Origin of the sequence: Pseudochrobactrum sp. B5, from assembly GCF_001939785.1 — a bacterium.
In the GTDB taxonomy this organism is placed as follows: domain Bacteria; phylum Pseudomonadota; class Alphaproteobacteria; order Rhizobiales; family Rhizobiaceae; genus Pseudochrobactrum; species Pseudochrobactrum saccharolyticum.
In genome coordinates this window covers 562,060-579,113 of the sequence record NZ_MOYL01000001.1, presented here as the reverse complement: position 1 = coordinate 579,113, position 17,054 = coordinate 562,060, and the positions used below count along the sequence as shown (strand labels likewise).

Sequence of the window (17,054 nt, the reverse complement as noted above, 5' to 3'; positions counted from 1 at the left end):
AAACCGTCCTCTCCCTTATATGTAACTAAGAGTTGGCCATGCTTCGGAGAGCGAAACAAGTCTATTTCTTGCGCTCATTATCGCCTTGATCTCTTTGGCAGAAAATATAAAATGTTTAAAATATTTAACAACCTCAACAGCGGAAACAGGTACCCATGACCGGTGAGATCGATATTGGCGGCCGTTTGCGCTTCATCCGTGAAAAATCGGGGCTTTCACAACGCGAGCTGGCAAAGCGCAGCGGTGTAACCAATGCCACGATTTCGCTGATTGAGGCCAATCAGACCAACCCTTCAGTCGGCGCGTTGAAACGCATTCTCGACGGTCTGCCGATCGGCATGTCGGAGTTTTTCGCCCTGCAACCGGATATGCCACAAAAGGCGTTTTATCAGTCTGAGGAGTTTGTCGAGATCGGCAAAGGCAAAATCTCCTACCGGCAGCTGGGCGACAATCTGTTCGGGCGGGCGCTGCAGATTCTCAAAGAGCGCTACGAACCGGGTGCGGATACCGGCAAAGTGCCGCTGGTGCATGAAGGTGAGGAAGGTGGCATTGTTATTGCCGGTCGTCTGGAAGTGACTGTCGACAGTGAGAGGCGTATATTGGGACCGGGTGACGGTTATTATTTTGAAAGCCGGCGCCCGCACCGGTTTCGTTGTGTCGGGCCGGTGGCCTGCGACGTTATCAGCGCCTGTACACCGCCGACTTTTTAAGTAATGAATTTTTAAAGACAGAACGGAGAACCAATCATGGCACAACAGGATATCGCTTTGCTGAAGCCGGTATTGCGGATTGATTTTCCTGAAAATGCGCGGCTGGGGCGCGGCAAGATCCAGTTGCTTGAACATATTCGCGACACCGGCTCGATTTCAGCGGCAGGTCGCGCCATGGATATGTCCTATCGCCGTGCGTGGCAGTTGGTTGATGCCCTGAACTCCATGTTCAGCGAACCTTCCGTCACCTCTCAGCGCGGCGGCAAACAAGGCGGCGGCGCAGTCCTCACTCCCTTCGGAGAAGAACTGATCCGCCGTTTTCGTCATATGGAAACCACCCTCGCGCAAGCTTTGAGCGATGATATTGAATGGCTGAACAAGAACCGTACCGTGTAAAAATTATTTACTGCGCAGGCGCGGCACAATTGCATGAAGAACAGCTACAATAATCAGCCCGCCGATAACCGACATATGTTCAACAGCCACATGCATTTTAGCAACGGCTTCTGCCCCTTCTGCCCGCCAGAAAGCGTGGGAGACCGGAATTGTCATGGCGGTGAACACACCCAGCGCACCGGCACCCAGCCAGACCAGTGAGCCACCCCGTATTATCAGAGCGGAACCGATCAGTTGCACGGCAATGGTCAGTGCCGCAAACAAGGCTGGCACCGGCAAATTATTCGCTGCCATTTCAGCCACCGCAGCCGGAAAATCAAAAAGCTTGGCAATCCCGCTCAGCCAGAATGTCATGGTCAGCAAAATACGCGCCAACAGCTGAATAACGGGCATGGATAATAGCTGATAAATCCAGTTCGGGCTCATAATAATCCTCCTGTCCGGTCGTTGCGTACAAGCCAGCCATGCAGCAGTGTCTGCAAAGCATCGTCTATAGTCTGGCGCTGCATTTCCACACTCACATATTGCCCCAGCAAAGCCAGACTGAGCAGATTTTCGACAATCATGTCATGAAAATGGGTGGCCATAATATAAGGGTCACCCTGTCGCAGACTGCCGTTTTCGACATGCGGGGCAATGGCCTTGGCGAAATAATGCCGCGCCATTTGCGGGCCTTTTTCAAACCATGTCCGTGCAATTGCCGGAAACCGTCCCGATTCCGCGATAACCAGCCGCTGAAACGCCACGTGATGCTCTTCCATCAGAACAGTCAGCAATTGACGCCCCAACCGTTCCAGACCGTCTTTCAACGGCAACATGGAGACATCCAGATCTTTGATCCCATAAGTGAAAGTCTCACTCATTTGCGAGATAACAGCCATGAACAAGCCTTCTTTATCTCCGAAATGATTATAGAGATTGGTCTTTGAACCACCGGCCTGACGCATGATTTCATCAACCGACACGCCCTCATAGCCATGCTCCAGAAACAGGGCACCGGCGATGGTTCTGATCTGCTCCCGCCGCTCTATACCGCGGCGGGTAATCCGGACTGGTTTTTCTGCGCTCATTCAGCCGCCTCCGGTTGTTTTTCTGTCTGTTTCTCAGCATCTGTAATCTTATGATGGTGCCGAGCCGGTCTGAATGATCTGCGATCAACCAGCTGACCATAGAGCAAGCTTCCCAGCACCAGAACAATACCGCCAAGTTGCAGCCAGCTTGGCACCATATCATTAAAAACAGCATCCATAATAAAAGCTGTCACCGGAGCGAGCAGGAAAAACGGAGCAACTGCGGATGGTCCTGCGCCCTCAATACCACGGAACCACAAAGCGAAAGCCAGCGCTGTCAGGAAGAGTGCGAGAATGACAAAACCGGCAAAATTCACGAGCGTAACAGAAGACGGAATGTCCTGAAAGATCACAGCAAGGATTGCCAGTTCAACGCCACCGACAACCAGCTGCCAGCCAGTGAATGCAAGCAAAGAACACGGGCGACCCCATTTATGGACATAGATACCACCCAGTGCCACAGATAAGGCCGCGCCTAAGCCTGCCAGCACACCGATCATATCCATCTGCACGCCACCACGCAGCACAACAAGGCTGACACCAACGGCACCCAGCAAGACGCTGAAAATCTTATGACCGGTCGGAATAACCTGCATCAGCGGCCATGCGAGCAGAATAGTGAAGAGCGGTCCCAAAGCCTGAATGGTTGCCGCCACGCCGCCCGGAAGGCGCAAAGCCGCAACAAAGATCAGGCCGAAAAACAAACCGGCATTGAGCGTGCCAAGCACAAGAATTTTCCACCACCATTCACGCGGCAGCATTGTGCGGGCAAACAGCAACAGCGGAATACCACCACCCAAAGCGCGGATTGCACCGATAAAAACCGGATTATGCGGCAGCATGTTGGATGAAACAATATAGGTGAAGCCCCATAGAATGGTGGCCAGTGCGGCTGCAAGTTTAGGATTCATAATCTGTCCTGTCCTTCAATTTGCAGCACCAATATCATACCATACGGTATCGTATCAATTCATCATGTTGATGGACACTGCGTTCACAATTAACAGACAAAGCTGGCCTGCATGCCCGACTAGAGCATTTCACAGTCAAGTTGGATCAACTTGACGCCTGTGATAATGCGGCAACTTAAAGAATCTAGAGCGTGCACTGTGATCCAGTCAGGACGTAAACCGCTCTAGGGTACAATTGCATAAGCATTATCTGCAGGGTGCAGAAAGCAGAGCTCCTACACCTCGGCCGCACGGTTCTGCGCTTCAAGCAATTGGCGGTAGAGACCGGATTTTGCTTCCAGCAACTGCTGATGACTGCCCTCTTCCGCCACACTGCCGTCCTGCACAACAACAATGCGGTCAGCATTGGTGATTGTTGCCAGACGATGTGCGATCACCAAAGTAGTGCGCCCGACCGACAATTCCGACAGGGATTGCTGAATGGCACGCTCTGTCTCTGTATCAAGAGCGGAAGTTGCCTCATCCAGAATAAGGATCGGCGGGTTTTTCAGGAAGATACGGGCAATCGCCAGACGCTGTTTCTGCCCGCCGGAAAGCTTGACCCCGCGCTCACCGATAATCGTATCCAGCCCCGCCGGCAGACCGGCAACCACATCGCCCAGACGCGCGCGTTGCACAGCATCCATAATCTCGGCATCACTCGCATCAAGGCGGCCATAGGCGATATTCTCACGGATCGTGCCTGCAAACAGGAACACATCCTGACTGACAATGCCGATATTGCTGCGCAGGGATTTCAGCGTCATATCGCGGATATCAATACCGTCAATACTGATAGCACCGCCGGTCACTTCGTAAAAACGCGGCAGCAAAGAACAGATCGTGGTTTTACCCGCACCGGAGGGCCCGACAAATGCAATGGTCTCGCCAGCCTGAATATCGAGGTTCAGATTATGCACGATCGGACGATTATCCTGATAACCGAAGGAAACCTGATTATAACGGATATTGCCCTGTAATTTGCCTGCATCGCGGGCATTGGCGTGGTCAGCAATATCCGGACGCGTATTCAGGAATTCCAGATAGCGTTGGAAACCGGCAATACCTTTCGGATAGCTTTCAATCACCGAATTGATCTTATCAATCGGCCGGAAAAATACCCCGACCAGCAGCAGGAAACCGACAAAACCACCGGCACTCAGGTCGCCGCGAATGACAAAATATGCCCCGCACAGCATCACCACCACCTGAATGAAACGCATCGACAGATAGCTCAGCGATGTGGAGGCTGCCATCACCTTATAGGCTTCAAGCTTGGTGCTGCGATAATTCTGATTATCCTCGGCAAACAACGCGCGTTCATGGTCTTCATTAGTGAAAGCCTGCACCACACGAATACCGCCGACATTTTCCTCAATACGCGCATTGAATGCCGCCACGCGGCCATAAAGTGCGCGCCATGTCGTGGTCATGCGACCGCCATAGCGCAATGTCACCCATGCAGTGACCGGCACAATCAGCGCGGTAATAACAGCCAGCGTCGAATGTTCCCAGAACATCAGAATGAAAGCGCCGATCAGCGTCATGATCGCGATGAACAGATCTTCGGGACCGTGATGGGCGACCTCGCCGATCTCTTCGAGATCTTTGGTCATACGCGCCACAAGATGGCCGGTCTTCTGATTATCGAAATAGCCGAAGGAGAGTTTCTGCAAATGATCAAAGGCTTTGCGGCGCATCTCGGTTTCAATATTGATCCCGAGCATATGCCCCCAATAGGTCACCACCACTTGCAAACCGGCATTGAAAACATAAACGCAGAGCAAACCGGCGGCCGCGAGAGCAATCAGCCCCCATTCATTGGTCGGCAGCAACCGGTCGATGAATAATGTAACAGCCACCGGAAAAGCCAGCTCCAGCAAACCGGACAATACCGCACTGCAAAAATCGACAGCGAACAGAAGCTTATGCGGACGATAATAGGCAAAAAACCGTTTTACGATATCCGGCATTACAATCTCTCCCGTCGTCCCGCCTGCAAAATCTGACATTATCATTCAAGTTACTGGCGGTTGTAGCCAAAAACCTTCAGCTTGCAACAAGATAAGTGCCTGATTGCCAGTAAATCGGCCGGAATGATCTATCAAAAACCGGCAATAACGATAACCGGCCAGAATATTTTACGAAGTAGCAGAAAACCGGATGGCCGCAAGGAGACCTTTGCTCTGCATTGCTTTTTGCAGGATCAGATGCCCCCCATGCAGAGCCGCAATTTCCTCGACAATCGACAGACCAAGACCACTGCCTTGCGGAGCATGTCCTGTGTTTTTTGCAACAGAGCCGCGGTCAAAGCGGTTGCGGATCAGGGAAAGCTGCTCTTCAGGCACGCCCTTGCCATTATCCTCAACCTCAAGGAAAACAAGCTCACCCTGCCTGCGCACACGCACAGTCACGACGGCCTCTGTACCGGCATAAAGCAGCGCATTGCTGATCAGGTTTTTCAAAGCCTCTTCCAGCAGCAGCCGGTCGCCCTGCACGGTCAGACTGGCCTCCCCTTCATAGCCCAGATCAATATCTCCCCGCGCTGCCTCACGCACGTAATCACCGGTGATCTGCCGCGCCATTTCAGCCAGATCAACAGATCCGAGCACTTGCACAGTCTGGTCGCCGGATGCATCAATTTTAGCCAGCAACAGCAACTGCGCCAGAATTCGCTCGGCATGCGCCACGGCCTGATCGGCCTGCGTGACCGCTTCCAACATGGATTGGCGATCCTGACTACGCTGGGCAAGAGCAAGCTGTGTCCGCACCACTGCCAAAGGTGTGCGCAACTGATGGCTGGCATTGCCGGTAAAATGGCGCAGTGCATCCAGCGCCGATTGCAACCGCACCATGAAAGAATTGACCGTTTCTACCAACCCCTGCACTTCATTGGGCACATGCTCGCTGATCGGGTGCAAATCCTGCGGATTGCGCTCGGCAATTGCATCACTGAGGCGGTAAAGCGGACGCAAAGCATAGGTCACGGCAATCCAGACCACCAATGCGGTGCCGACAATCATAAACAACAACCGCAAGGCTGAGCGCAGCAAAAGCGTATGCGTGAGCTGCCGACGCGCCATAGTTGTCTCGGCAACAGTCACTGTAAAGGGCACGGAATTCACACCGGTCGAAGCGGAACGGCGGAGCAAAGCCAGCCGGATCGGCTCTCCGCGATAGGTTCCGTCGCCAAATTCAACATCCTTATTTTCCGGATTTTTCAGCAGCGGCAGTGTTTCATAACCGGTAATAAACTGGCCGGGCGGACCGTCCACCCGATAGAACACCCGATCCTGCGCGGCAGAAGTGAGCATTTCCAAGGCGACATAGGGAATATCCACTTCCAGATCACCATGCTCGGACACCACAACACGCTCGGCAATCGCCAGCGCCGAACCACTCAGCACACGATCCGCCACCTTATTGGCCGTGCTGACAGCTTCCTGATACGTATCCGCCAGCGCAATCAGCCCGATCAGCATGGTTGAAACCAGCAACCAGCCAAGCAAACGTCTGCGCAGGGAATAGCTGTTTTTCCTCATTGTGTATCCGCGGGCAAATCTACAGTTTCATCCGCAACAATAACCGGCTGGGTGCCGGACAGACGATCCAGATAATATCCCAGCCCCCGCGCTGTCCTGACCGTCAGCCCGTAAGGCGCAAGCCTTTTGCGCAAACGGCTGACATATTGCTCAATGGCATTAGAGCTCAGATCATGGTCAAAGCCGCTGAGAGACTGCACAATCGCTTCTTTGGCAACGACCTTACCGCCGCGCACAAAGAGCAATTCAAGCAAGCCAAGTTCCCGCGCCGGAATATCAATCGATTGTCCGGCAGCGCTAAAGGTGCGCGTATTCAGATCCAGCGTGACAGCACCAAAATGCACCAGCGCATGACGCAATCCCGCCTGACGCCGCAACAGCACGCGCACCCGCGCCTCAAACTCGCTGATATCGAACGGCTTAATCATATAATCATCCGCGCCGAGATCCAGCCCGCGCACGCGCTCTTCCGGTGTACCGCGCGCGGTCAGAATGAGCACAGCTGCCTGATTATGCCGCGCACGCATGGCACGCAGCACATCCAGCCCGTCCATCTCAGGCAGGTTGAGATCAAGAATCACCAGATCAAAATTCTCAGCCGCAGCGGCGGCATGGGCAGACGCACCGTCTTCAACAATATCAACCGCATAGCCGCTACCGCGCAACAAAGCGCCCAGCCCTTCCGACAGCGCCTTATTATCTTCAACCAGCAAAATCCGCACGCTGTCAACATCTCCCTGCTGCCCTGTTGCAGCCCGTATTGTTTCTCCCCGACACAGCATATAATGATTACAAGGGCAATGTCAGCGGATACAAAGAAATAATCCTGCATTGTCAGCAATGTTTGGGCCAGCGAGTTTGGGAGGACAGGACGTGCGCCGTTTCTGGCTGAGTGCGGTTTTAAGTTTATTGCCGGTGTGGAATAGCGCTGTGGCAGCAACGCCCATGATGTTTCCGGCACTCAGCGGCGACAAGAATGCGCCGGTGCTTGTTGTCTATTCTTCTCTGGATGAACCGCTTGCACGACCGATGATTGAAGGGTTTCAGAAAAGCAACCCTGACATCACCGTGCGCTATGAGGATATGCTCACCACGGAAATTTATGAGCGCATCGTGCGGGAAACTGATGACGGCTTGAAAACTGCCGATTTCGCTTTTTCCTCAGCCATGGATTTGCAGGTCAAACTTACCAATGACGGCTATGCGCAAGCCAGTATTTTGCCGATGAGTGAACGCTGGCCAAGCTGGGCGAACTGGCGCAACACCGCCTATGCCCTGACATTTGAGCCAGCAGTCTTTGTCTATCACAAGCCGGAATTTAAAGACCGCAAACCGCCGTCAACCCGCGCGGAGCTGGTTGCCTATCTCAAAGAACAGGGTGAAAGCGTTTTCGGCCGTATCGGGACTTATGATATTGAACGCTCCGGCGTCGGCTTTCTGTTCATGGCACGTGATCAGGAGCAGTTTGACGATATCTGGACTGTTATTCAGGCCATGGGATCAGCGGGGGTCAAACTCTATTCCACCAGTCAGGCGATTGTGGAACGCGTTGCCGACGGGCGCTTTGTGCTCGGTTATAATATTCTCGGCTCCTACGCCGCAGACTGGGCATCGCGCAACCCCGATGTCGGGATTATTCTGCCAAAAGATTATACTGTGGTGATGTCGCGTATCGGGCTGGTGCCGGAAGCCGCCGCTTCGCCGGAACTGGGGCGGCGCTATCTTGAGTTCTTCATGTCGAAAGAAGGCCAAACCATCCTCGCCCGCCAGTTGCAAATACCGGCTGTCAGCCCTGAAGTGGCCGGAGACAATACCGCTCTGACCATGCAGGAAATCTACGGCAACAAGCTGAAACCGGTGCCTGTCAGTCCCGGCCTGATGGTCTATCTCGATCAGGTTAAACGCAGCCGCCTGATTGCCAAATGGAATGATGTGCTGCGCCAGCAGAAAAAATATTATTGATTTTCACAGGAACAGGCTCACAATCCTCAAAAGACATATGAGCAAGAGCCGTTCCTGAAAACAGCGCAAGTCTCAATAATTGTGTGCAAAGCACCCTTTTAACATTTGTGTGCAAAGCACACGGTCTTAAAATTTGTGCGTAAAGCGCAGGGTGCGTCAGGTTCGCGTCAGCTTCATATGATCGATTAGCGGGACTGTTGTCCGTGGAGGCGGTTAAACAGTACCGGGGAGGAACACTGTATATGGTCGGGGGCACCACATGCCTGATCCTTCCCGTGCGTTTTCTAAAAACCACAGCCTGCGTTGAAACGCAGCATCAGGAGGATCAGACTTGAAAAAACTTCTACTCGCTTCCCTCTTTGCAGGCGCATTGGCGCTGCCTGCCTATGCAGCAGATTACACCATCATTGCACCGGCCAATCCGGGCGGCGGCTGGGATCAGACAGCCCGTTCCCTGCAGACTGTTCTGCAGCAGGAAGGTATCTCCGGTAAAGTACAGGTACAAAACGTACCGGGTGCCGGCGGCACGATCGGCCTTGCACAATTCGCCAGCCAGCAAAAAGGTAAAGGTGATGCTCTGATCGTCGGCGGTTATGTTATGGTCGGCGCTATTCTGACTAACAAGTCACCGGTAACCCTGAAAGATGTTACGCCAATCGCACGTCTGACCGGCGAATATGAAGCAATTGTTGTACCTGCTTCTTCTCCTTTCCAGACAATGGGCGACCTGATTGAAGCGCTGAAAAAAGATCCGGGCGCAGTATCATGGGGCGGTGGTTCTGCCGGTGGTACTGACCATATCGCTGTTGGTCTGATTGCCAAGGCTGCAGGCGTTGATCCTAAGAAGATCAACTATATTGCCTATTCCGGCGGCGGTGAAGCACTGGCCGCAATTCTCGGCAGTCAGGTTTCTGCAGGTATTTCCGGTTACGGCGAATTTGAATCACAGGTTAAATCCGGCACATTGCGTCTGCTGGCTGTCTCCAGCGCCGAACGTATTGAAGGCATTGATGCACCGACCCTGAAAGAATCCGGCCTTGATGTTGTTGTAGAAAACTGGCGTATGCTGGCTGCAGCTCCTGGCATTTCCGCCGAGCAGAAAGCCGCAATCAATGCGGATATTGAAAAGCTGGCAAAATCCAAATCCTGGCAGGAAACTCTGAAGACCAAAGGTTGGGCTGACACCTATCTGGCAGGTGACGCTTTTGACGCACAGCTCGATAAGGATATTCAGGCAACCGAAGGTGTTCTGAAAGACATCGGTCTTGTTCAATGAGTGAACTGAAACCTGTAACAGCGCGTCGCCCCGATCGGGCGGCGCTTTGTATCGCGGCCATCCTGCTTGTCATTTCCGGCGTGATGTTCTGGGATATGGCACGTCTTTCCGAGGCTGCCGGTTATTCTCAGGTCGGCCCTGCGACTGTGCCGAAAGCCATTGCCTTCGGCCTTGCAGGATTGGCGATCTGGACAATTATTGCTGCTTTCCGCCATGATTTTCCCGAGCGTGAGCCGCAGGAAGTCAAACCGGTATTGTGGATTGTCGGCGGTCTGACCGCGCAGATGTTGCTGCTCAACACGGCAGGCTTCTCTATTGCCACAGGCATCATGTTCGCCCTGACAGCCTATGGTTTCGGCAAGCGCAAATTATGGTTCTCGATCCCTGTCGGAATTGCCGCCTGTTATGTGATCTGGCTGGTTTTTGCCAAATTGCTGCAATTGTCACTGCCTGCGGGGCCGTTAGAGCGGTTGTTCTTTTAAAAAGCCACCGGCTGTCTCCTCGTTGCCGCAGCGCCTTACCCTCTGCGTAAAGCGGCTCAACACGGGAACAATGATTAATGTCTACATTTGAATTTCTCATGCAGGGGATTGTGGTTGCGATGCAGCCGATGAACCTGCTCTATGCGCTGATCGGCGTGACACTCGGCACCGCTGTCGGCGTGCTTCCGGGCATCGGCCCTGCACTGACTGTCGCCCTGTTGCTGCCTGTTACCTATCAGCTCGATGCTGCGGGTTCCCTGATTATGTTTGCCGGTATTTATTACGGCGGCATGTATGGCGGTTCCACTACGTCTATTCTGCTGAATACACCGGGTGAAAGCGCCTCGATTGTTACCGCTCTGGAAGGTAACAAAATGGCACGTAAAGGACGCGGCGGCCCTGCATTGGCAACAGCTGCTATCGGCTCATTTGTTGCCGGTCTGATTGCCACCATCGGCCTCGCTTTCATCGCGCCTTATATTGTTAAGCTTGCACTGGTTTTCGGCCCCCGGGAATATTTTGCGCTGATGGTGCTGGCTTTTGTCACCGTATCATCGGCTTTCGGCGACAGCGCATTGCGCGGCCTGACATCCTTGTTTATCGGCCTTGCGCTTGCCACTATCGGTATTGACCAGCTGACCGGTCAGGCGCGCCTGTCTTTCGGTGTGCCGGATTTACTGGACGGCATTGAGGTCACCACACTGGCCGTTGCTATGTTCGCGATCGGTGAAACGCTCTTTATCGCCGCTCAGGGTGCACGTGCACCGGATAAAGTGGAAGCCGTTAAAGGCTCGCTGTGGATGTCTGCCTCCGACTGGGCGCGATCATGGAAACCTTGGCTGCGCGGTACATTTATCGGTTTTCCGATTGGTGCCATGCCTGCCGGCGGTGCGGAAATCGGTACATTCCTGTCCTATGCAACCGAGCGCAAACTCACCAAACATCCGGAAGAATTCGGCAATGGTGCGATTGAAGGTGTTGCAGGACCTGAAGCTGCCAACAATGCGTCTGCTGCCGGTACGCTCGTGCCATTGTTGACACTCGGCCTGCCGACAACAGCAACCGCTGCAATCATGCTGGCCGGTTTCCAGCAATATGGTCTGCAACCGGGCCCACTGCTGTTTGCAACCAATCCGCAGCTGGTCTGGGGTCTGATTGCCAGTCTTCTGATTGCCAATTTCATGCTGCTGGTGCTTAACCTGCCGTTGATCGGCCTGTGGGTCAAATTGCTGACCATCCCTAAACCATGGCTCTATGCAGGTATTCTGATGTTCGCCACGCTTGGTACAATCGGTGCCAATCCGTCGGTCTTTGAACTTGGTATGCTGCTGGCTTTCGGCCTGATGGGTTATGGTATGCGTGTCTTCGGTTATCCGATTGCACCGGCCGTCGTTGGTTTGATCCTCGGCCCGCTGGCTGAACAGCAATTGCGCCGCGCTTTGTCGATCAGTCAAGGTGATGTGACTGTCCTGTTCACCTCCCCTATTGCAGCTGTGCTGCTGACAATTGCAGCACTGGCGCTGATCGTACCGCTGATTATGCGTGCCCGTGGCCGCGGTCAGGTTCTGTCGCAGCTTGCGGCGAATGAGGACTAGAGCGGTTTATGTCCAGATTGGATCATAGCGCTCGCTCTAGATTCTTTATTTGGACGCATTATCACGGGCGTCAAGTTGATCCAACTTGACTGTAAAATGCTCTAAACCTTTATACCCCCGAAAATGATGAGCCCGCCGGTTATGCCGGCGGGCTTTTTCTTTGCTTATCATCATTATTTAACCGGCCATGCGATTCATGCATGGCAGCTCTGTCATTCTGTCAGTTGTGAAAACGGCTTGGTGATCCCATCTTTGGAGTATCAGATTACGGCTTTGCAAAAAGACAAAGCCCCAAACACGGAGAAGCAAGATGACAGAACGTACAAAGCATTCCCGTAATTTCATCAGCCGCGCACTGGCTGTTTTCGGTGCCGCAGCTTCCGCAGCTGCTGCTGTTGAAGGCCGTCGTCGTCCGCATGAAAAAGACCTGCGCACTCTCGGCATTAATCCTGCCGACTTCAGCTGATTTATCTTATATTTCAGAACATTTAAGCCCCGCGCTTCGGTTGAAGCTGCGGGGCTTTTTTGTCAAGGTAGCCTCGGAATTACGGAATCAATCATGATTACCGGAGGGGAAATATGAGAGTCTATATTTGTGCGGATATTGAAGGTGTGGCCGGTGTTGTAACATCGCAGCAAGGTCAGCCAGGCAATCCGGAATATGAACGGGCGCGCCGCCTGATGACAGAAGAAGTCAACGCCGCCATTGAAGGTGCACTGGCAGGCGGAGCAGACTATATTCTGGTCAATGACTCCCACGGTCCGATGGTCAATATTATTCCGGAAATGCTGCATCCGGCAGCAGAGCTGATCCTTGGTCGCCCCAAAAAATTCAATATGGCTGCCGGTCTGGATGAAAGTTTTGACCTGTTGTTCTTCACCGGCCATCATGCCAGTGCCGCGCAATATGGCGTACTTGCCCATACCACCAACGGCTTTGCCTTCCGCACCATTAAACTCAATGGTCAGATTGTCGGCGAACCCGGTTTTTACGGTGCCTATGCCGGTGAACTCGGTGTGCCGGTGGCACTGATCAGTGGCGATGATCAGACCGAGCAGGAAAACCGCCCGTTCTTCCCTGAGGCTGAATTTGCCACCGTCAAAACAGCCCTGGGCAACCGTGCGGCGCGTCAGATCTCCGTACAGAATGCCCGCGCCATGATCCGTGATCTGGCGAAAAAAGCCGTTGAGCGTAAAAGCGAACTGAAAGTCTGGAAACCCTTTACCGGCCGTATCCATGCAGAGTTCATCATGAATTCGCCGCTGCTGGCCGATCAGATGGCGATCATCCCTTGTGCCAAGCGCACGGACGCCACAACCATCAGCTTTGATTGTGCAAATGTTGCGGAAGCTGTCGGCTGGATGGGTGTTCTTTCCGGTCTTGCCGCCAATGTGAAATAACAACAAAAAAGCCGGCATTGCCGGCTTTTCTATTTTTCTAAATCAACTTCACGATTTTCCGCTTACTGAAGATGAAATAATAATAGCCCGATTGCAGGCACAGCATCGTGGCGAAGGTCAGTGAATAAGCCCACCAAATTCCGTCAATGCCGATCCATTGATTGAACAAATAGGCTGCCGGAATTTCCACCAGTAAGATAGCACTCATGGTCAAAACGGTCGGTGCATAAATCGCCCCGCTTGCCCGCATAGAGCTCATAAACACACTGCTCATACCAAATAATACAATCGTCCAGAGCACAATATGCAGCAAATGCGCGGCCAGATCAGCCACAGTCTGCTCGGTCAGAAATGCACTGGTAATATAGCCGGACAACAAATAGGCCAGCGCCACACAGGAGCCGGTGACCAGCCAGTTCAGCTGCAGTCCGGCAATCACAATCTTATGCACTTGCTCGTTGCGCCCTGCCCCAACCGCCTGTGCGGCCAGAATTGAGGCAGTAATACCGATAGAGATGGCCGGAAACTGCACCCAGCCCAATGTCTGCACAATCGCACCATAGGCGGCTGTCGCCTGTGTGCCATGACCATTGACCAGTCCCAGCAGCACGATCTCGGCAAAAGCAATGGTCAGCATCTGCAAGGCTGTCGGCAGGCCAACGCGCAAAATGGTTTTACAATAGGTGCTGTTAAAGCGGATCAGAGCCAGAAAACTGCGTGTAAATGCCATAGGATGATTGCGACGGTTCCAGTGCCAGATCAGCCAGACCAGTGCCACAGCGGAAGCAATCACCGTGGAAACGGCCGCACTCATCACCCCAAGCTGCGGAAAACCCAGCCAGCCTTCAATGAAGAGCGGTGTCAGCACCATGGCAACAGATGTGGCAACCACGAGCGCCCAGAGCGGACTGACCGCATCACCCACGCCACGGCTCATATTGCTCATCAGCCAGAGCAAAAAAATCACCGGCATGCCCATCATCATGATACGGGCATAATGGGCGGATTCGTTCAGCACGGCCTGCGGCGTGCCAAGAAATGACATCAGCTGCGTGGCAAATAATCCGCCCATTATTGCAACGGTAACAGACACAGTCATCACCATTGCCACCGCACTGCCCGCAATGCCATGTAGCTTGACCATATCCCGCGCGCCCCATGCCTGACCGATCAGCACGGTGGCACCGGCACCAAGACCGATAATCAGCCCGAGAAACAAAAAGAACACCGGAGCAAAGGCGGACATTGCCGCCAGCGCATCAACGCCCATCATGCGGCCGACAAAAATACCGTTCAGCGTACCGGAAGCCGCCTGCAAAATATTGGACAACAGCATTGGCAAAAAAATCAGCATATATGAATGCCACAGACCATGCTGTACCGGCGGCTTAACAGCATCAATGCTCACAGAAACAGCTTGTTTGTCACTCATATTCTGTCCGCCTGTTTCCATTGCCTCTTCCGTTCTTGCTGTCCGTGCATGCTGCTTCTCATCAATGAGCAATAATCGCAGCTTTGCAATCATGCAAAATAATAAAGCCGCCGGAGTGATCCGGCGGCTCATAATTGCGTGAAGGTGATGAAGCAGCTTATTCGGCTGCTACAGCTTCAGCTTTTGCTTCTGCATGTTCTTCGCGGCGGTTATGGCGAACCGATGCCCAGAACGCGATACCGATCAGTACCGCACCGCCAAGACCGGTAATCACTTCCGGAATATGCACGAGTGTCTGGAAATACATCACCACCGACAGGATCAGGATCGCATAGAATGCACCATGTTCCAGATAGCGGTATTCGCTCAATGTGCCTTTTTCTACCAGCATAATGGTCATGGAACGCACATACATCGCACCGATACCCAGACCGATCGCGATTACGAACAGGTTCTGCGACAGTGCGAAAGCACCGATCACACCGTCGAAGGAGAAGCTGGCATCCAGCACTTCGAGGTAAAGGAAAGCACCAAAACCGCCCTGTGCCGCAGCGTTCAGCGTTTTCTGCGAAGCATCAAGAATACCGCCAACCACTTCCACAGCAAGGAAGGTCAGGAGACCATAAATGCCGGAATAGAGGAAAGTTGTACCTTCAACTTCACCAAGAATTGACGAGAAGGTCAGAAGCAGGATCAGAACGATTGCAACTTCAACCCCTTTGATTTCAGCCAGACGCGCCATCGGACGCTCGAGCGGACCGAACCAATGCACATCCTTGTCGGAATTGAAGAAATAGGTCAGTCCCACCATCAACAGGAAGGTACCGCCGAAAGCGGCAATCGGCAGATGCGCATCAGTCATGATACGCGCATATTCTTCAGGTTTCGCAGCAGCCAGAACGATCGCTTCAATCGGACCGATACCGGCAGCAATCACCACAACCAGCAGCGGGAAAACAATACGCATACCGAAAACGGCAATGATGATACCCCATGTCAGAAAGCGATGCTGCCATTCCGGCGTCATATCTTTCAGCTTATTGGCATTCACCACCGCATTATCAAAGGACAACGAGATTTCCAGCACGGCCAGAACCGTACAGATAAAAAAGATCGAGGCCATACCACCGATTGTGCCGGTGGACTGCCAGCCGAGCCATGCACCCAGTGCCAGACCGACGACGGTGACAATAAATGCCCAGGTAAAATAGCTGAGAACAGTTTTCTGAGAGACGGGCGTGCTCATTTCACGATCTCCTTAGTGGCCGGAGACCGGTCTGTACGATACGCATTATCAATATAAGAACAAAAGTTAAAAGCGGAATCGGCCTGATGACCTTCCGCAGAAAACATGAAAGAATTTTTCATGATCACATGTCCGCCGGCTATATTTGCGGCAGTACCGACATCACGAGAGCGCCGTAAACTCTCGCCAGAGGGGCCCGGTACCGTGTTAGCTCTGTAATGATTGACCCAGCTGTATAAAACAGTTGCAAGGCGGATGCCGGTGCCTCTCACCAGCCGAATTTCCCGCAGCCTTCATACTACAGATGCATTCTAATTAATCATTGTTACGATTGCTTCAAGGGGGGAATCCGATTTTCAGCTGAAAAAAGGCATATTTTGAACATGATTGCTTTTTCAAAAGCGGATTTCAGCGCCAGTTACTCATAAACAGAGATCGGCGTACCATTCGGCACCAGCGACCAGATCTCCTGCATCTCGCTGTTTGTCACCGCCACACAGCCATCCGTCCAGTCCCAGAGATGATGGATCGCTCCGAGAGCGCCCCAGCCATTCGGCAAACCATGGATCATAATATTGCCACCAGGTGCAACATTCGCCTCTTTGGCTCTCAGCACATCCTGCTCATTGGGATAGGAAATATGCAGACTGAGATGTGCCATGGAACGCGGATTGCGCCAGTCAATCACATAATTACCGACCGGTGTTTTCTGATCGCCTTCCTGTAATTTATGACCTGCCGGTGCGCCCCCCAGAGCAATGCGGTATGTGCGTAAGACTTCACCACCGCGCAGTAATTGCAGTTCACGGGCGGCTTTGCGCACGATGATTTTATCCGCCTGCTGCTCAACAGCGGCCATGGCCGGTGCAATGCCGGAACCGACACGCCCCAGCACTTTCGTATAGGCATAGGCTGATGCCGGTAAAGCTATGGCCACCAGCAATAGTGCAATCAGATATTTTCTACGTTTTGAGCTCATAGCACCTGTTTGC

The 17,054-nt window shown here is 53.0% G+C and carries 17 protein-coding genes; 8 read left to right on the top strand and 9 right to left on the bottom strand.

What is annotated here, in order from left to right; translation table 11 throughout:
- Positions 1-155: 155 nt before the first annotated feature.
- On the top strand, positions 156-710 hold the full coding sequence (locus tag BKD14_RS02595) for a cupin domain-containing protein (RefSeq protein WP_022710301.1): 555 nt from the start codon (positions 156-158) through the stop codon (positions 708-710).
- A 36-nt stretch (positions 711-746) separates the two neighbouring features.
- On the top strand, positions 747-1,106 hold the full coding sequence (locus tag BKD14_RS02590) for a winged helix-turn-helix domain-containing protein (protein WP_075654150.1): 360 nt from the start codon (positions 747-749) through the stop codon (positions 1,104-1,106).
- A gap of 3 nt (positions 1,107-1,109) precedes the next feature.
- On the opposite strand, the gene BKD14_RS02585 is transcribed toward BKD14_RS02590, so the two are convergent.
- The 6 genes from BKD14_RS02585 to BKD14_RS02560 all read right to left on the bottom strand — a co-directional run bounded on the left by BKD14_RS02585 (position 1,110) and on the right by BKD14_RS02560 (position 7,390).
- Entirely contained in the window at positions 1,110-1,532 is a 423-nt protein-coding gene (locus BKD14_RS02585; RefSeq protein WP_022710303.1) for a DoxX family protein, read from the bottom strand.
- On the bottom strand, positions 1,529-2,176 hold the full coding sequence (locus BKD14_RS02580; protein WP_075654149.1) for a TetR/AcrR family transcriptional regulator: 648 nt from the start codon (positions 2,174-2,176) through the stop codon (positions 1,529-1,531). The genes BKD14_RS02585 and BKD14_RS02580 overlap by 4 nt, the downstream gene beginning before the upstream one ends.
- Positions 2,173-3,087 carry a DMT family transporter gene (locus BKD14_RS02575; RefSeq protein ID WP_075654148.1) on the bottom strand — a complete coding sequence of 305 codons (915 nt, stop codon included), beginning with the start codon at positions 3,085-3,087 and terminating at the stop codon, positions 2,173-2,175. The genes BKD14_RS02580 and BKD14_RS02575 overlap by 4 nt, the downstream gene beginning before the upstream one ends.
- Before the next feature lie 275 nt (positions 3,088-3,362).
- Complete coding sequence (locus tag BKD14_RS02570; protein WP_075654147.1) at positions 3,363-5,099, bottom strand: ABC transporter ATP-binding protein; 1,737 nt, start codon at positions 5,097-5,099, stop codon at positions 3,363-3,365.
- 168 nt (positions 5,100-5,267) lie between these two features.
- Positions 5,268-6,668 (bottom strand): sensor histidine kinase, encoded by a 1,401-nt coding sequence (locus BKD14_RS02565; protein WP_075654146.1) that lies wholly within the window; start codon positions 6,666-6,668, stop codon positions 5,268-5,270.
- The gene (locus tag BKD14_RS02560) at positions 6,665-7,390 is read right to left on the bottom strand and encodes a response regulator transcription factor (RefSeq protein WP_075654145.1); all 726 of its coding nucleotides are present in this window, start codon (positions 7,388-7,390) and stop codon (positions 6,665-6,667) included. Before BKD14_RS02560 ends, BKD14_RS02565 begins: the two co-directional genes overlap by 4 nt.
- Positions 7,391-7,541: 151 nt before the next feature.
- On the opposite strand from BKD14_RS02560, the gene BKD14_RS02555 reads away from it, so the two are divergent.
- From BKD14_RS02555 to BKD14_RS02535, 6 genes are all read left to right on the top strand, one after another.
- The gene (locus BKD14_RS02555; RefSeq protein WP_245293544.1) at positions 7,542-8,630 is read left to right on the top strand and encodes an ABC transporter substrate-binding protein; all 1,089 of its coding nucleotides are present in this window, start codon (positions 7,542-7,544) and stop codon (positions 8,628-8,630) included.
- A gap of 331 nt (positions 8,631-8,961) precedes the next feature.
- Positions 8,962-9,906, top strand: a complete 945-nt coding sequence (locus BKD14_RS02550; protein WP_075654144.1) for a tripartite tricarboxylate transporter substrate binding protein — start codon at positions 8,962-8,964, stop codon at positions 9,904-9,906.
- Positions 9,903-10,388 carry a tripartite tricarboxylate transporter TctB family protein gene (locus BKD14_RS02545; protein WP_022710311.1) on the top strand — a complete coding sequence of 162 codons (486 nt, stop codon included), beginning with the start codon at positions 9,903-9,905 and terminating at the stop codon, positions 10,386-10,388. The genes BKD14_RS02550 and BKD14_RS02545 overlap by 4 nt, the downstream gene beginning before the upstream one ends.
- 77 nt (positions 10,389-10,465) lie before the next feature.
- Positions 10,466-11,983, top strand: coding sequence for a tripartite tricarboxylate transporter permease (locus tag BKD14_RS02540; RefSeq protein ID WP_022710312.1), 1,518 nt, complete (start codon positions 10,466-10,468; stop codon positions 11,981-11,983).
- Positions 11,984-12,293: 310 nt separating this feature from the next.
- Complete coding sequence (locus tag BKD14_RS19255; RefSeq protein ID WP_022710313.1) at positions 12,294-12,449, top strand: hypothetical protein; 156 nt, start codon at positions 12,294-12,296, stop codon at positions 12,447-12,449.
- Between the two features lie 113 nt (positions 12,450-12,562).
- Positions 12,563-13,384 (top strand): M55 family metallopeptidase, encoded by an 822-nt coding sequence (locus tag BKD14_RS02535; protein ID WP_075654143.1) that lies wholly within the window; start codon positions 12,563-12,565, stop codon positions 13,382-13,384.
- A 37-nt stretch (positions 13,385-13,421) separates the two neighbouring features.
- Here the strand turns inward: BKD14_RS02535 and BKD14_RS02530 are convergent, their stop codons facing one another.
- From BKD14_RS02530 to BKD14_RS02520, 3 genes are all read right to left on the bottom strand, one after another.
- Positions 13,422-14,816, bottom strand: coding sequence for an MATE family efflux transporter (locus BKD14_RS02530; protein ID WP_210215496.1), 1,395 nt, complete (start codon positions 14,814-14,816; stop codon positions 13,422-13,424).
- A gap of 157 nt (positions 14,817-14,973) precedes the next feature.
- A complete protein-coding gene (locus BKD14_RS02525; RefSeq protein WP_075654142.1) occupies positions 14,974-16,062 on the bottom strand; it encodes a DUF475 domain-containing protein in 1,089 nt (362 codons plus the stop codon).
- A 418-nt stretch (positions 16,063-16,480) separates the two neighbouring features.
- On the bottom strand, positions 16,481-17,041 hold the full coding sequence (locus BKD14_RS02520; RefSeq protein WP_075654141.1) for a L,D-transpeptidase family protein: 561 nt from the start codon (positions 17,039-17,041) through the stop codon (positions 16,481-16,483).
- Positions 17,042-17,054 lie beyond the last annotated feature (13 nt).

What these genes read in the sequence shown, in the direction of transcription:
- BKD14_RS02595 (WP_022710301.1), top strand. Translation starts at nt 156, where the DNA reads ATGACCGGTGAGATCGATATTGGCGGCCGTTTGCGCTTCATCCGTGAA.
- BKD14_RS02590 (WP_075654150.1), top strand. Translation starts at nt 747, where the DNA reads ATGGCACAACAGGATATCGCTTTGCTGAAGCCGGTATTGCGGATTGAT.
- BKD14_RS02585 (WP_022710303.1), bottom strand. Translation starts at nt 1,532, where the DNA reads ATGAGCCCGAACTGGATTTATCAGCTATTATCCATGCCCGTTATTCAG.
- BKD14_RS02580 (WP_075654149.1), bottom strand. Translation starts at nt 2,176, where the DNA reads ATGAGCGCAGAAAAACCAGTCCGGATTACCCGCCGCGGTATAGAGCGG.
- BKD14_RS02575 (WP_075654148.1), bottom strand. Translation starts at nt 3,087, where the DNA reads ATGAATCCTAAACTTGCAGCCGCACTGGCCACCATTCTATGGGGCTTC.
- BKD14_RS02570 (WP_075654147.1), bottom strand. Translation starts at nt 5,099, where the DNA reads ATGCCGGATATCGTAAAACGGTTTTTTGCCTATTATCGTCCGCATAAG.
- BKD14_RS02565 (WP_075654146.1), bottom strand. Translation starts at nt 6,668, where the DNA reads ATGAGGAAAAACAGCTATTCCCTGCGCAGACGTTTGCTTGGCTGGTTG.
- BKD14_RS02545 (WP_022710311.1), top strand. Translation starts at nt 9,903, where the DNA reads ATGAGTGAACTGAAACCTGTAACAGCGCGTCGCCCCGATCGGGCGGCG.
- BKD14_RS02540 (WP_022710312.1), top strand. Translation starts at nt 10,466, where the DNA reads ATGTCTACATTTGAATTTCTCATGCAGGGGATTGTGGTTGCGATGCAG.
- BKD14_RS19255 (WP_022710313.1), top strand. Translation starts at nt 12,294, where the DNA reads ATGACAGAACGTACAAAGCATTCCCGTAATTTCATCAGCCGCGCACTG.
- BKD14_RS02535 (WP_075654143.1), top strand. Translation starts at nt 12,563, where the DNA reads ATGAGAGTCTATATTTGTGCGGATATTGAAGGTGTGGCCGGTGTTGTA.
- BKD14_RS02530 (WP_210215496.1), bottom strand. Translation starts at nt 14,816, where the DNA reads ATGAGTGACAAACAAGCTGTTTCTGTGAGCATTGATGCTGTTAAGCCG.
- BKD14_RS02525 (WP_075654142.1), bottom strand. Translation starts at nt 16,062, where the DNA reads ATGAGCACGCCCGTCTCTCAGAAAACTGTTCTCAGCTATTTTACCTGG.
- BKD14_RS02520 (WP_075654141.1), bottom strand. Translation starts at nt 17,041, where the DNA reads ATGAGCTCAAAACGTAGAAAATATCTGATTGCACTATTGCTGGTGGCC.